The 14,421-nt window shown below is 73.3% G+C and carries 11 protein-coding genes; 4 read left to right on the forward strand and 7 right to left on the reverse strand.

Features of this window, described 5'->3' with window-relative positions; all coding sequences use genetic code 11:
- Nucleotides 1-66 precede the first annotated feature (66 nt).
- Together EV383_RS16790 and fgd are read right to left on the reverse strand one after the other, a co-directional pair.
- On the reverse strand, nucleotides 67-858 hold the full coding sequence (locus EV383_RS16790) for an enoyl-CoA hydratase/isomerase family protein (protein ID WP_207223554.1): 792 nt from the start codon (nucleotides 856-858) through the stop codon (nucleotides 67-69).
- Entirely contained in the window at nucleotides 855-1,862 is a 1,008-nt protein-coding gene (gene fgd, locus EV383_RS16795) for a glucose-6-phosphate dehydrogenase (coenzyme-F420) (RefSeq protein WP_130290790.1), read from the reverse strand. Before fgd ends, EV383_RS16790 begins: the two co-directional genes overlap by 4 nt.
- Before the next feature lie 373 nt (nucleotides 1,863-2,235).
- On the opposite strand from fgd, the gene recQ reads away from it, so the two are divergent.
- From recQ to EV383_RS16810, 4 genes are all read left to right on the forward strand, one after another.
- Complete coding sequence (gene recQ, locus EV383_RS16800; RefSeq protein ID WP_423213695.1) at nucleotides 2,236-4,095, forward strand: DNA helicase RecQ; 1,860 nt, start codon at nucleotides 2,236-2,238, stop codon at nucleotides 4,093-4,095.
- A complete protein-coding gene (locus tag EV383_RS32910) occupies nucleotides 4,092-4,556 on the forward strand; it encodes a gamma-glutamyl-gamma-aminobutyrate hydrolase family protein (protein WP_341273736.1) in 465 nt (154 codons plus the stop codon). Before recQ ends, EV383_RS32910 begins: the two co-directional genes overlap by 4 nt.
- The gene (locus EV383_RS32915; protein WP_341273737.1) at nucleotides 4,553-4,819 is read left to right on the forward strand and encodes a gamma-glutamyl-gamma-aminobutyrate hydrolase family protein; all 267 of its coding nucleotides are present in this window, start codon (nucleotides 4,553-4,555) and stop codon (nucleotides 4,817-4,819) included. The genes EV383_RS32910 and EV383_RS32915 overlap by 4 nt, the downstream gene beginning before the upstream one ends.
- A gap of 481 nt (nucleotides 4,820-5,300) precedes the next feature.
- On the forward strand, nucleotides 5,301-6,350 hold the full coding sequence (locus EV383_RS16810) for a fatty acid desaturase family protein (protein ID WP_130290791.1): 1,050 nt from the start codon (nucleotides 5,301-5,303) through the stop codon (nucleotides 6,348-6,350).
- Between the two features lie 286 nt (nucleotides 6,351-6,636).
- On the opposite strand, the gene EV383_RS16815 is transcribed toward EV383_RS16810, so the two are convergent.
- The 5 genes from EV383_RS16815 to EV383_RS16835 form a co-directional block, all read right to left on the reverse strand.
- Nucleotides 6,637-8,943 carry a HelD family protein gene (locus EV383_RS16815; RefSeq protein ID WP_242623148.1) on the reverse strand — a complete coding sequence of 769 codons (2,307 nt, stop codon included), beginning with the start codon at nucleotides 8,941-8,943 and terminating at the stop codon, nucleotides 6,637-6,639.
- 144 nt (nucleotides 8,944-9,087) lie between these two features.
- Nucleotides 9,088-9,642, reverse strand: a complete 555-nt coding sequence (locus EV383_RS16820) for a type 1 glutamine amidotransferase domain-containing protein (RefSeq protein ID WP_130290792.1) — start codon at nucleotides 9,640-9,642, stop codon at nucleotides 9,088-9,090.
- Nucleotides 9,643-9,739: 97 nt separating this feature from the next.
- A complete protein-coding gene (locus tag EV383_RS16825; protein ID WP_130290793.1) occupies nucleotides 9,740-12,106 on the reverse strand; it encodes a glycoside hydrolase family 65 protein in 2,367 nt (788 codons plus the stop codon).
- Nucleotides 12,103-12,837 carry a beta-phosphoglucomutase family hydrolase gene (locus EV383_RS16830; protein ID WP_130290794.1) on the reverse strand — a complete coding sequence of 245 codons (735 nt, stop codon included), beginning with the start codon at nucleotides 12,835-12,837 and terminating at the stop codon, nucleotides 12,103-12,105. The genes EV383_RS16825 and EV383_RS16830 overlap by 4 nt, the downstream gene beginning before the upstream one ends.
- Before the next feature lie 53 nt (nucleotides 12,838-12,890).
- On the reverse strand, nucleotides 12,891-14,411 hold the full coding sequence (locus EV383_RS16835; protein WP_165438377.1) for an ATP-dependent DNA ligase: 1,521 nt from the start codon (nucleotides 14,409-14,411) through the stop codon (nucleotides 12,891-12,893).
- Nucleotides 14,412-14,421: the final 10 nt, after the last annotated feature.

Genomic DNA, 14,421 nt, shown 5'->3' on the forward strand with positions numbered 1-14,421 from the left:
TCCCGGCTCCATCACACGACAGAGCCCGCACGCCCCGGAGGGTGTGCGGGCTCCGTCGTGTTCGGACTAGTGGAACCGCGGGGGCCGCTTATCCCCGAAGGCCGCGAGACCCTCGGCGCCCTCCGGCCCGGCGGCGCTGGTGGCGATCCCGTCCGCCTCGGCGGCGAACTGCTCGACCAGCCCGACGTCCCAGGTGCGGGTCAGCAGGCCCCGGATCCGCCCGAGAGCGGCCGTGGGGCCCGCCGCGAGACGGTGCGCGGTGCGCTCCGCCTCGGCCAGCACCTCGTCGTCGTCGACGACGGTGGAGACCACGCCGTACTCCAGCGCCGTCTCCGCGTCGAGCACCTCGTCGGTGAGCAGGATCCGGCGCGCCCGCGCCGCCCCGACCAGCCGCGGGAGCGTCCAGGTCATACCGCCGTCCGGGGAGAAGCCGATCCCCGGATACGCGGGACGGACCTTCGTCGACCGGCCGGCGACGGCGATGTCGGTCGCGCAGACGATGCTCATCCCGGCACCCGCCGCCCAGCCCCGCACCGCCGCGACGGACGGGACCGGCGAGTTCACCAGCGGCTCCAGGAACGCGTGGAACGTGTCGGCGAGATCGTGCACGTAGGCGTAGCGGTCCTCGGCGCCGGCGAAGGCGCGCACGTCACCGCCGGTGCAGAAGTTCTCGCCCTCGCCCACCAGCAGCACCGCGCCGACGCCGTCCGGGTCGGCCGGGTCCTGCCCGGCCAGCTTCGTCAGCTGCTCGCGCAGCTCGGCGAGGACGTCGCCGTCCAGGGTCCCGTGACGGCCCTTCGAGATCTGCGCCCGCAGCACCCGGCCGTCCCGCACGACCGGGCCGTCCGTGGGGCTCACGCGAGCGCCCGCAGCTTGGGCAGCACGTCCTCGGCGAACTGCGACAGGAAGCGCTCCTGGTCGTCGCCGGGGCCGTGGAAGACCAGGTGGTTGAGCCCGGCGTCGACGTAGGGCTTGATCTGCGCGACGGCCTCGTCGGGGTCGGAGGTGACGATCCAGCGCCCGGTGATCTGGTCCAGCGGCAGCTCGTCGGCCAGGCGCTCCATCTCCTCGGACGAGGAGACCGAGTTCTTCTGGTCCGCCGAGAGCGACAGCGGCGCCCAGAACCGGCAGTTCTCCTTCGCCGCCTCCGGGTCGCGGTCGTAGGACATCTTGATCTCGATCGTGCGGTCGATCTTCCCGGCATCGCGGCTCTCCTTCTCCGCGCCCTCGTACAGCCCGGGGATGAGCTTGTCGGTGTAGAGCTCCATCCCCTTGCCGGAGGTGCAGATGAAGCCGTCGCCCTGGCGTCCGGCGTAGCGGGCCACCATCGGGCCACCGGCGGCGATGTAGACGGGGACGGGCTGCTCGGGGCGGTCGTAGATCTCGGCGTCGACGGTCGTGTAGTACTCGCCCTCGAAGTTGACCTTGCCGTCCTCGGTCCACAGCGCACGCATCAGGCGGACCGACTCGCGCAGGCGGGCGAAGCGCTCCTTGTACTCCGGCCACTCCATGCCGGACACGGCGATCTCGTTCAGCGCCTCGCCGGTGCCGACGCCGAGCGCGACGCGCCCGCCGGTGAGCAGCGACATCGTCGCGAACTCCTGGGCCAGCACCGCCGGGTTGTAGCGGAACGTCGGTGTGAGCACCGACGTACCGATCTGCACCCGCTTCGTGCGCTCCCCCACCGCCGCGATCCACGGCAGCGCGGCCGGGGCGTGCCCGCCGTTGTGCCGCCAGGGCAGGAAGTGGTCCGACGCCCAGACGCTGTCCAGGCCGAGCTCCTCGGCGCGGACGGCGTACTCCACCAGGTCGCGCGGGCCGAACTGCTCGGCCGACGCCTTGTAACCGATCTTCAGATCCACTGGGTCCTCCGGGTGGTGCGGCGCGCTCCGATCATCGCCCGCCGCGGTTGCTGCCCACACTGCTACACCCGTGGCCGTCGCGCTGCAGCGCGGCCACCCTGCGGTGTCCGACGTGGCCGGTCACACGGCCGGTGGCGCTGCGGCGCACGTCCGGGCGCGGCGCACGGTTCCGGGGGCGGTCCCGGGCCCGCGGTGCGGACGCGGCGACTCGTACGATCGCGGGGTGCCCGACACCGTCCCCCACGCGCATCCCGGCCCGGACGACGAGATCCCCCTGCCGCCGGAGCCTCCCGAGGACGACTACGGGTACCCGGACGAGCCGTACCCCGACGGGCCCTACGAGCCCGCACCGCCGGCCGAGGCGCCCGGGGAGGTGACCCCGGCCCCCGCCCGGATCACCTCGACCGACCCGCACGAGGTGCTGCGCCGCGTCTTCGGCTACGACGCCTTCCGCGGTGAGCAGCAGGCGATCGTCGAGCAGGTCGTCGCCGGCGGGGACGCACTGGTCCTGATGCCCACCGGTGGCGGCAAGTCGCTGTGCTACCAGGTCCCGTCCCTGGTCCGGCCCGGTGTCGGGGTCGTCGTCTCACCGCTGATCGCGCTGATGCAGGACCAGGTCGACGCGCTGCGGGCTCTGGGCGTGCGGGCCGGGTTCCTCAACTCCACCCAGAACCCGGACGAACGTCGCGACACGGAGGCGGCGTTCCTCTCCGGTGAGCTGGACCTGCTCTACCTGGCTCCGGAGCGGCTGCGGGTGGAGTCGACGCTGCGGCTGCTCGACCGCGGGACGGTCGCGCTGTTCGCGATCGACGAGGCGCACTGCGTCGCCCAGTGGGGCCACGACTTCCGGCCCGACTACCTGATGCTCTCCCAGCTGCACGACCGCTGGCCCGACGTCCCGCGGATCGCGCTCACCGCGACCGCCACCGAGGCCACCCGCACCGAGATCGCGCAGCGGCTGCAGCTGACCGGGGCCAGGCACTTCGTGGCCAGCTTCGACCGGCCCAACATCCAGTACCGGATCGTGGGCAAGAACGAGCCGCGCAAGCAGCTGCTGGACCTGCTGCGCTCCGAGCACGCCGGAGACGCCGGGATCGTCTACTGCCTCTCCCGCAAGTCCGTCGAGCAGACCGCGGAGTTCCTCTCCGCCCAGGGCATGACCGCACTGCCCTACCACGCGGGTCTGGACGCGGGGGTCCGTCGCCGCAACCAGTCGCGGTTCCTGCGCGAGGACGGCGTGGTGATGGTCGCGACGATCGCGTTCGGGATGGGCATCGACAAGCCCGACGTCCGGTTCGTGGCGCACCTGGACCTGCCCAAGTCCGTCGAGGGCTACTACCAGGAGACCGGGCGTGCGGGCCGCGACGGCGCCCCGTCGACGGCATGGCTGGCCTACGGCATGGCCGACGTCGTCCAGCAGCGCAAGATGATCGACGACTCCGAGGGCGACGCCGCGCACCGGCGACGCCTGGGCCAGCACCTGGACGCGATGCTGGCGCTCTGCGAGACCGTCGAGTGCCGTCGCGCGCAGCTGCTCGGCTACTTCGGCCAGGAACCCACCGGGGACGCCCGGAAGTGCGGCAACTGCGACACCTGCCTGACGCCGGTGACGACGTGGGACGGCACCGTGCCCGCGCAGAAGGTGCTCTCCACGGTCTGGCGGCTGAAGAACGAGCGTCGGCAGAGCTTCGGCGCCGTGCACGTGATCGACATCCTGCTCGGCAAACGCACCCCGAAGATCGAGCAGTTCGACCACCACGAGCTCTCGGTGTTCGGCGTCGGCTCGGACCTGACCGAGCCGCAGTGGCGCGGGGTGATCCGCCAGCTCGTCGCGCGCCGGCTGCTCGAGGTCGGCGGACCGCACTCGACGTTGCAGTTCACCGACGAGTCCCCCGCCGCCATGCGCGGCGAGCAGAAGGTGCTGCTGCGCACCGAGCCGGAGAGGGCCGCCCGGTCGCGGCGGTCGTCGTCGGGCCGGTCCTCGGCACCGGCGGCGGAGCTCTCCGCCGAGGCGGCGCCGGTGTTCGAGCGGCTACGCGCCTGGCGGGCCGCGGCGGCCAAGGAACAGGGCGTACCCGCCTACGTGATCTTCCACGACGCGACGCTGCGCGAGATCGCCGGACGGATGCCGTCCGACCTGACCGGTCTCGGAGCGATCAGCGGGATCGGTGAGGGCAAGCTCGCCCGCTACGGCGAGCAGGTCCTCGAGACGCTCGCGGAGCAGCCCGCGTGAGCGGCTCCCCGGGGCGTCGGCCCGTCGTCGGGCTCAGTACCTACGGGGAGCACGCCGCGTACTGGATCATGGAGCACGAGGTCGCGCTGCTGCCGCGTGCCTACGTCGACATGGTCACCGACGCCGGCGGGACCCCGGTGCTGCTGCCGCCCACCGCGGCCGCGGCCGACGCCGTCGAGGTGTGTGACGCCGTCGTCCTCGTCGGCGGGCCCGATCTCGACCCGGCGCATTACGGTGCGACGCCCGGCCCGCACGCCGACCCGCCGCGGCCCGAGCGCGACGCCTCCGATCTGGCCGCGATCCGCCGCGCCCTGGAGCGCCGGATCCCCGTCCTGGGTGTGTGCCGCGGGCACCAGCTGCTCAACGTCGCGCTGGGCGGCACGCTGATCCAGCACCTCCCGGACGTCGTCGGGCACGAGCGGCACAGCATCCGCCCGGCCACTACGGCCCGGTCGAGGTGACCCCGGAGCCGGGCACCCGGGCCGCGGACCTGCTCGGCGGCCCGCTGCAGGTGTGGTGCCACCACCACCAGGCGGTCGACCGGCCCGGCGACGGCCTGCGGGTCACCGCCCGCGCCGACGACGGGACCGTCGAGGCCGTCGAGCTGGACGGGCACCCGTTCGTCATGGGCGTGCAGTGGCCCCCCGAGCAGGACCTCACCGACCTGCGTCTGATGCGCGCCGTCGTCGACGCCGCCCGGGCGCCCCACACCATCCGGACCTGACCCGCCCCGGTCCCGACTCCGCGCTGCCGGGGACTTCCCGCGCGCTGGGCTTCGGCGCGCGATCGCGGCCGCGCCCGCGGAACGTCGGTCGGCGTGCGCCGGGAAGGCGAGCGCGCGGATACGGGCTCGATCGATTCCGGCGGTTCACCTCGTCGCCCATGGGTCGACCCCGCGCGCCCACCGCGTCGACGCGCACCGGGGGCGTCGACGCGCGCCCCGGGAAGCGCGCGTCGACGCGCTGAGTGCGCGGAACCGGGCTGAGCGCGCGACGGCACGCGTACGCGGAGGGCGCGTGTCCTCGCACACGGTGCGACCTGTGCGAGCACGCCACGACCCGGGCGGGCACACCACTACCGGTGCGAGGCGCTGCGGGGCAGAACGTCCGGACGTGGGGGCTCGGTGGCACTGGTGCAGACCCCCGGCACCGTGGGGGTGCCCGTGGGCTTACCGGGGTGCACACGTGGGTGCAGTGTCACGAGGTATGACCACCTCCAGCGTCCGCAACGACTTCGCGGGCCTGTCCCGTCGGATCTCCGACGCCGGACTCACCGACCGCCGTCCCGGGTACTACGTCCTGCGCTTCGCCCTGGTGGGCGGCGCCTACATCGGTGCCTTCTGCGGGGTCGTCGCGCTCGGCGACTCCTGGTGGCAGCTCGCGATCGCCGCGTTCCTGGCGGTGGTCTTCGCCCAGGTCGCGCTGCTGGCCCACGACGTGGCGCACCGGCAGGTGTTCCGCCGCCGGAGCACCTGCATGGGTGTCGGACGGCTGATCGGCAACGTCGGGATCGGCATGTCCTACAGCTGGTGGATGGAGAAGCACACCGCCCACCACGCGAACCCCAACCACACCGACCACGACCCGGACGTCGAGGCCGACCTGCTGGTCTGGTCGCAGAAGCAGGCCCGTGCGGCCACCGGCGTCCCGGCCTGGTTCGGCCGCCACCAGGCGTTCCTGTTCTTCCCGGTCCTGCTGCTCGAGGGCTTCTACCTGCACTACGCGGGCTTCCGCGCCTGCGTCACGCGGAAGACGCCGGGCCGGGGCATCGAGCTGGCCCTGCTCAGCGCGCACGTGCTGCTCTACGTCGCGCTCGTGTTCGGCGTGATGCCGTTCTGGCAGGCGGTCGCGTTCGTGCTGGTGCACCAGATGCTGTGGGGCCTCTACATGGGCTCGACGTTCGCGCCGAACCACAAGGGCATGCCGCTGGTCGACGCCGACGACGAGCCGATGGACTTCCTGCGCAAGCAGGTACTGACCTCGCGCAACATCTCCGGTGGGCATGTGGTCGACATCGCCTACGGCGGGCTCAACCACCAGATCGAGCACCACCTCTTCCCGGCGATGCCCTCGGTGAACCTGCGCCGGGCCCAGCCGATCGTGCAGGCCTACTGCGCCGAGATCGGCGTCGACTACTTGCGTACCGGGCTGGTCGACTCCTACTCGCAGACCCTGCGTTCGCTCTACGACGCCGGCGCCCCGCTGCGTGAGCAGGCCGCCGCCGTTCCCTCCGGCGAGTGGACCTCGCGGGTCTGATCGGAGCCGGTCGTCCCGCTCAGTGCGGGACGGCCGCCGGCACGATCCCGGCGAGGTAGGCCTCGACCTCCTCGCGGGCCCGGGCCCGCAGGCCACATAGCCGTCGGGACGCACCAGGACCAGGTCGCCGTCGACGGCGTCGTAGATTTCCGGGCGGACCCGGTCCGGGTCCGGCTCTCCCCCGGGCGCAGCTACGTCGAGGCGCTGGACACCGTGCTGACCCGGCTGGAGCAGGGTGTCCCCCTGGCCGGCCTGCCGGTCGGCGAGGGGGCGGGGTTCCCCGTCGTCAGGAGCGGCGGATCCGCTTGAGCACCGGCGGCAGCTCCCCGGTGTGCAGGACGGCCAGGCGCCGGGTCGCCCGGGTCAGGGCGACGTAGAGGTCGTTGAGCCCGCGCGGGGACTCCTCCAGGATCTCGGCCGGCTCGACCAGCACGACGGCGTCGAACTCCAGGCCCTTGGCGTCGGAGATCGGGAGGACCACCAGCGGCGCGTTGAGGTCCTCCGGATCGGCGTCGCCGTCGAGCAGCGCCGTGCGCAACCCGGCGACCCACGTCACCGGCGCGAGCACGGCCGTGCGGCCCTCCCCGATCCGCGCCCGCTCGGAGGCGACCCGCTCCGCGATGACGGTCTCGGCCCCGGAGGCGGGCAGGACCTCCGCCCACGGCAGGTCCCCGGTGCTGCGCACCGAGCTCGGCGGGGCCAGCGTCGGATCGATCTCGGCCAGCACGTCGTCGGCGACGTCGGCGATCTCCGACGGCGTCCGGTAGTTGACGGTGAGCTGCTCGAGACGCCAGCGGCTCGCCACGAACGGCGAGAGCACCTCGCCCCAGGACCCCGCTCCGGCGCGGTCGCCGGTCTGGGCGATGTCGCCGACGACGGTCATCGACCGGGCGGGCGCCCGGCGCATGATCATCCGCCAGGCCATCGGGGACAGCTCCTGCGCCTCGTCCACGATCACGTGCCCGTAGGTCCACTCGCGGTCCGCGGCGGCACGGTCGGCGGTGGAGTCGAACCGTGAGACCTGGCGGCGCTCGGCGAGGCGGTCGGCGTCGATGACGTCGGTGGCGCGGAGCAGCTCCGGGTCGAGGTCCTCCTCCAGGTCCAGCACGTCGAGCACGCCCTGGGCGTACTCGACCTCCTCGCGCAGGGCGGCGGCCTCGGCCGCGGCGGCGGCACTGCCGTCGTCGCCCAGCAGCTCGGCGGCCTCGTCGAGCAGTGCCACGTCGGCGGCGCTCCAGCGCTGCCCGGGCTCGACGTCGTCGGCCGGGGCGTCGCGCTCGAGCAGGGCGCGCCTCTCGGCCGGGATGCGTCGCGCCACCGAGTTGAGCCGCCTGCGGTCGGCGAACAGGTCGGTCAGCAGCGTCTCCGGCGACAGCGTCGGCCACAGCTCGTCGAGCTCGCGCCCCAGCGTCGCGGACTCGGTGAGCTCGTCGCGGATGTCCTGCACGTCGCGGCGGTCGAGCAGGTCGCGTCCGACGCCGCGGGCGACCTGGTCGGCCAGCAGCCGCAGCAGCTCGGTGCGGAAGATCCGCCGGGCCTCGTTGTGCGGCTTGCGCGAGCGGCGGGCCCGCGTGCGGGCCTGCGTCACGACGTCACGGTCGATCCGGACGTCCTGCTGCTCGACGACGAGCCGGATCGGCGCCCGCGGCACCTGCTGGCGGTCGCGCACGGCCGCGGCGATCACGGCCGACATGTCCGAGCTCCCCTTCAGCGCCGAGGTGGCCGCGTCCTCGGGCCGGCGGGCGTCGAGGCCGGGGTAGAGCTGGGCGACCGTGCCCAGCACGACGGAGGTCTCCCCCAGCGACGGCAGCACCTGCCCGATGTAGCGCAGGAACGTCGGGTTCGGGCCGACGACCAGCACGCCGCGGCGGGCGAGGCGGTCGCGGTGGGTGTAGAGCAGGTACGCGGCACGGTGCAGCGCCACGGCCGTCTTGCCGGTACCGGGGCCGCCCTGCACGACCAGCACCCCGGACGGCTTCGACCGGATGATCCGGTCCTGCTCACCCTGGATGGTCGCGACGATGTCGCCCATCCGCCCGGTCCGGGCCTCCGACACGGCCGCGAGCAGCGCTGCCTCACTGGTCAGCCCGGAGGAGGACTCCGAGGCCTCGGACAGGTCCAGCGGCTCGTCGTCGATCGCGACGACCTGCCGCAGCCGGGTCCGCAGGTGACGACGCCGCCGCATGCCCTCGGGCGAGGCGGCGGTGGCGGTGTAGAACGGCCGCGCCGCCGGGGCCCGCCAGTCCATCAGCAGCGGCTCGTACTCGCGCTTCTCGTCGAGCAGGCCGATCCGGCCGACGTAGCGGATCTCGCCGGTCTCGGTGTCGAGACGACCGAACGCGAGCCCGTGCTCGGCCGCGCGCAGTCCGGCCAGACGATCGGTGTAGAGCGCCGCCGCCGCGTCGCGCTGGGTCAGCGCCTGCGGCGTGCCGACGGTCTCGTCGTGCAGCGTGTCGTGCAGGCGCTTCGCGGTGTCCCGGCGCCGGTCCTCGAGCTGTTCGTAGAGCATCGCCACGTAGGCCTGCTCGCGTTCCAGCTCGGAACCGGCGCCGCCGGTGGTCACGTCGGGACCGGCAGGCTCAGGGTTGGACACGTGGGGGCTTCCTCCACCGAGAAGGACTCTTCAGACCAGGCGGCTCGCACGGACGCGGAATCCGCCCCGTGCTGCCGACCGACTGACCAACCTACCAGCGCACGCCCGCGCCCGGCTGCGATCCGGTCCTGCCGGGGACGGGACTCAGCGCGTCGCGGCCTTCGCGAACTCCTCGACGATCGCGGCGCAGAACGCGGGCAGGTCGTCGGGGTTGCGGCTCGAGACCAGCCCGTTGTCGCGGACGACCTCGGAGTCGACGACGGTCCCGCCGGCGTTGCGGATGTCGGTGCGCACGCTCGGGTACGACGTCAGCGTCCGGCCCTTGACGAGGTCGGCCTCGACCAGCGTCCACGGCGCGTGGCAGATCACGCCGACCGGCTTGCCGGCGTCGAAGAAGCCCTTCACGAACGCGCGCACGTCGGCGTCGACGCGCAGCGTGTCGGCGTTGATGGTGCCGCCCGGCATGATCAGGGCGTCGTAGTCGGCGGAGTTCGCCTCGGACACGACGACCTGCACGTCGTAGGTGTCGGACTTGTCGATGTCACCGCTCATGGCCTGGATCGGGTCCGAGGAGATGGACACGACGTCGGCGGTCGCGCCGGCCTCGGTGACGGCCTTGCGCGGCTCGGTGAGCTCGACCTCCTCGAAACCGTCGGTGGCGATGATGGCGATGCGGCGACCGGTCAGCTCGTCGGACATGGTGCTCCCTTCCGGACCGGCGACTCTCGCCCGGCCCGGCACATGGACTACCCGCGAGCGGCGACCGGAAACCCGCACCGGCGGGCCGGGACGGGCCTCAGCCCCGCTGGCGCGGTGCGCGGCCGTAGGGCTGCTCCACCGGCTCGACGTAGTCGTGCACCGGGATCGGCAGGCTCACCGGGTCCTCCGCCAGCGCGACCGGCTCGTCGTGGTGACGCAGCCGCATCGGCGAGCCGCTGACGAGCCGGTACTCGGTCTCACCGGGGGTGATCGTCACCCGGATCCGGCGGCCCTGCCAGTGCAGGCCGAACGAGATCCGGCTCAGCGACGACGGCAGCGCCGGCGCGAACGACAGCCCGTCGGCCTCACAGCGCATCCCGCCGAAGCCCAGCGTGATCGCCGTCCAGGTCCCGGCCATCGAGGCGATGTGGATGCCGTGGTCGGAGTTGCCGGCCAAATCGTGCAGATCGACCAGGGCGGCCTCGCCCAGGTAGTTGTAGGCCAGGTCCAGGTGCCCGGTGCGGGCGGCCATCACCGACTGCGTGCACGCCGAGAGCGACGAGTCCCGGACGGTGATCGACTCGTAGTAGGCGAAGTTGCGGCGGCGCTGTTCCTCGGTGAACGCGTCCGGGCGGATCTGCATGGCCAGGACGAGGTCGGCCTGCTTGATGACCTGTTTGCGGTAGAGGTCGAAGTACGGGAAGTTCAGCAGCAGCGGGTAGTGCTCGGCCGCGGTGCCCTCGAAGTCCCAGAGCTTGTGGCTGGTGAACCCCTCGGACTGCGGGTGCACGCCCAGGCGCTCGTCGAACGGGATGTACATCGACGTCGCGGCGTCGCGCCAGCTCGCGACCTCCTCGGTGTCCACGCCCAGGCGGGAGGCGGAGCGGGGGTGCTTGGCGGCGACCTCGGCGGCGTAGCGCAGGTTCTGCTGCGCCATGAGGTTGGTGTAGACGTTGTTGTCCGCGACCGCGGAGTACTCGTCGGGCCCCGTCACGCCGTCGATCCGGAAGTTGCCCTCCGGGTCGTGGTGGCCCAGCGAGCGCCACAGACGGGCGGTGGCGACCAGCAGGTCGAGGCCGACCTCGAGCTCGAACTTCGTGTCGCCGGTGGCGTTGACGTGCCGGCGCACGGCGTCGGCGATGTCGGCGTTGATGTGGAAGGCCGCGGTGCCGGCCGGCCAGTAGCCGGAGCACTCGTGGCCGCGGATCGTCCGCCAGGGGAACGCGGCCCCCTTCAACCCCAGCTGTGCGGCGCGCTCGAAGGCCTGCGGCAGGATCGTCTTCCGCCAGCGCAGCGCGTCCGCGGCCGCGTCCGGGGCGACGAAGGAGAGCAGCTGCAGGCAGAACGTCTCGGTGTCCCAGAACGTGTGGCCGTCGTAGCCGTCGCCGGTCAGGCCCTTGGCGCCGATGCAGCGCCGCTCGGCCCGGGCACCGGCCTGAAGCACGTGGAACGTCGCCAGCCGGACCGCCTGCTGCAGCTCCGCGTCGCCGTCGATCTCCACGTCGGCGGTGGACCAGAACTCGTCGAGGTACCCGCGCTGCTCGGAGACCAGACCGTCCCACCCGGTGTAGCGGGCGGCGGCCAGGGCGGCACGGACCTGGTCGTAGACGGCGGGCAGGCTGCGCCGCGAGGACCAGCCGTAGGACAGGTACTTGGTGACGCGCAGGGTCTCCCCCGGCTTCACCCGGGCGATGATCGTGGTGCGGGCCAGGTCCTCGTTGGCGTCGGAGGTGACCTGGATGCCGTCCGGGCCCTCGACCTCGTGGTCCATCGCCGCGCCGACGCGCAGCGCGGACTTGTGGGTGCGGTGCACCAGCGTCGCGCCGGCGTCGGAGCTGCGCGACATCTCCGGCTCCAGGACGTTGTCCAGGGACTTGTCCAGGCGCGGGTCGCCCTCGTTGCGGCCGGGCAGCTGCTCGTTGGCGACCAGCTCGGACTGGATCACCAGCAGCGCCCCCGCCGGGTCGTCACCGGGGTCGAGCACCTCGACCTCGTAGCTGATCGCCGCGATCGCCCGCTGGGTCAGCGACACCAGGCGCGTGCTGCGGAGCCGGACCGTGCGGCCGGCCGGGGACTCCCACTCCACCTCGCGGTGCAGCGTGCCGGCCTGCATGTCCAGGACGCGCTCGTGCTTGCGAAGGGTGCCGTAGCGCAGGTCGAACGGCTCGTCGTCGACGAGAAGGCGGATCAGCTTCCCGTTGGTGACGTTGATGATCGTCTGGCCGGACTCGGGATAGCCGTAGCCGCCCTCGGCGTAGGGCAGCGGACGCACCTCGTAGCAGGAGTTCAGGTACGTGCCCGGCAGCTTGTGCGGCTCGCCCTCGTCGAGGTTGCCGCGCAGGCCGATGTGGCCGTTGGACAGCGCGAAGATCGACTCCGTCTGCCCCATCTTCGGCAGGTCGAGGCGGGGTTCACGGATCACCCACGGCTCGACGGTGAACGTGGGGGCGTGCTCGGGCTTCACGTGCTCTCCAGCAGGTCGGCGAGATCGTTGACGACGACGTCCGCGCCGTGTTCGCGCAGCGCGTCGGCCTGGTCGAGGCGGTTGACGCCGACGACGGCGCCGAACCCTCCGGCGTGCCCGGCCTGCACCCCGGCCAGCGCGTCCTCGAACACGACGGCCTGGGCCCGCTCGGCGTCGAGGTCGGAGGCCGCGGCCAGGAACGTGTCCGGCGCCGGCTTGCCCGGCAGGCCGCGTTCGCGGGCGCTGACCCCGTCGACCCGCACGTCGATGTACTTCGCCAGGCCGGTGACCTTCAGGATCTGCTCGGCGTTGGCCGAGGAGCTGACGACGGCGGTGGCCAGCCCCGCGGCGCGCACGGCCTCGAGGTAGCGCCGCGAGCCGGGGTAGACGTCCACCCCGTCGGTGCGGATCTTCTTCTGGACCAGGTCGTTCTTGCGGGTCGACAGTCCCCAGAGCGTCTCGGCGTCCGGGCCGTCGTCGGTGCTGCCCTCGGGCAGCTCGACGCCGCGGGAGGCCAGGAAGCTGCGGGTGCCCTCCAGGCGGGGCTTGCCGTCGACGTAGGGCCCGTAGTCGGACGAGACGTCGAACGGGGTGAACCCGTCGCCGTCGCGGCCGCGCAGGAACTCGTCGAACATCTGCTTCCACGCCGCGGCGTGCACGCTCGCGGTGTCGGTCAGAACGCCGTCGAGGTCGAACAGGCACGCGCGTGTGCCGTCGGGGAGGCCCAGCATGCGCGAACGGTATCCGGATCGGTCGAGAAGCGGCCAACCGGCTCCGGAGGTGATCAGTCCGGCGGGTCCGGCAGGTCCAGCGCGAGCACCGTCACCGGGGCCGGGGACCCGGCCGTCCACGCCGTGACCAGGCACGTCGGGGCGCCACCGGCCCGGCCGGGGCGGGTCGTGACGCGCACCGCACCGCCGTCGGGGTCGGGCTCCACCCACTGCTGCACGGCGGCGCGGACGGCGGCCAGGACGGCGAGCGGCGGCACCGGGGCGTCGGCGAGGGCGTCGTCGGTCTCGACCCCCGCGTCGAGGCGCTTGCCGAACCGGGTCCGTTCGATCATCAGGTAGGCGCGGACGGCGCCGAGCTCGTCGGCCAGGGGGATGCTCGCCTCCCCCGCCCGGTCCGCGGCGCGGCTCAGATCGGCGAAGCCCAGCAGCAGCTCGCGGGCCCGCGGCGGGTCGGTGCGCACGAGGGCGGCGATCGTGTTCAGCGTGTTGTAGACGAAGTGCTGCTCGAGACGCCGGCTCAGCGGGCCGTGCCAGGGACTGCGGTCCTCCTCCTCCCGCTCGGCCGACGCCGGGACGTGCTGCTCGGCCGGCGGTACCGGGGTGTCCGCGGCGGAGGGCGGGTCGGGGGCCGCGACCGGCGGGCCCGGCTCCCACAGCTCCGGGTCGGCGTCGCCGGAGTCGACGAGCCCGAGCCAGGTCGGCAGCGCCAGCCGTCCGGCCACGGTGCGTCCCCGGTGCTCCACGAGCGCGACGAGGTCGCCGTCGAGCCAGCGCGCGTACGCGGCGACGTCGTCGGGCACCGGCCCGGTGAACGGCGAGTCCCGCGCGACCGGCTCGTCGAGCAGCGTCTCGACGTCGTCCCCGGCGTGCGTGGTGCTGATCCCGACCCGCCCGACGTAGGCGAGCCCGCCCGGTCCGGGCAGACCGAGCAGGACCGCCGCGATCCGGTCCGAGCGGCCCGCCGGGATCCACCCGCCGACCACGACCTGACGCGTCCGGCGCAGCGGGACCCGCAACCAGTTCCGGGTGCGCCGTCCGGGCTGGTAGGGCACGTCGAGGCGTTTGAGGTGCAGGCCGTCGAGGCCGTACTGCTCGGCCGTGCGCATCACCAGGTCGGCCTCGTCGAGCCCGAACGACGGCGAGACCAGGATCGTCGGCCCGCCCAGCCCGAGGGCCTCCAGCTCGTGGCGGCGCTCGCGGTAGGGCAGGTCCAGCACCCGCTGCCCGTCGGCCCAGAGCAGGTCGGTGACGACGTAGCCGACCGGGACCTCGGACTGCAGGGCCGCGTCCGGGCGGACGGTGTTGGTGCGGCGCATCAGCGGCCGCCGCGACGGGCGTCCGGCCTCGTCCAGGGCGACGACCGTGCCGTCGAGCACCATGCCCGAGGCCGGGGCCTGCTCGCCGAGGGCGGCGAGCTCGGGGAAGGAACCGGTCACGCTGCGCGCGGTGGAGGACAGCAGCCGGACCCGTCCGGGGCGGGCGTAGGCGACGCAGCGGTGGCCCTCCCACCCGAACTCGACGGCCCAGCGGTCCGGGTCGGTCGCCTCGGCCAGCTCGCCGGGGGTGGGCAGCATCGGTGGAACC

This window comes from Pseudonocardia sediminis (assembly GCF_004217185.1).
GTDB classification, from domain to species: domain Bacteria; phylum Actinomycetota; class Actinomycetes; order Mycobacteriales; family Pseudonocardiaceae; genus Pseudonocardia; species Pseudonocardia sediminis.

What these genes read in the sequence shown, in the direction of transcription:
- EV383_RS16810 (WP_130290791.1), top strand. Translation starts at nt 5,301, where the DNA reads ATGACCACCTCCAGCGTCCGCAACGACTTCGCGGGCCTGTCCCGTCGG.
- EV383_RS16820 (WP_130290792.1), bottom strand. Translation starts at nt 9,642, where the DNA reads ATGTCCGACGAGCTGACCGGTCGCCGCATCGCCATCATCGCCACCGAC.
- EV383_RS16830 (WP_130290794.1), bottom strand. Translation starts at nt 12,837, where the DNA reads ATGCTGGGCCTCCCCGACGGCACACGCGCGTGCCTGTTCGACCTCGAC.
- EV383_RS16835 (WP_165438377.1), bottom strand. Translation starts at nt 14,411, where the DNA reads ATGCTGCCCACCCCCGGCGAGCTGGCCGAGGCGACCGACCCGGACCGC.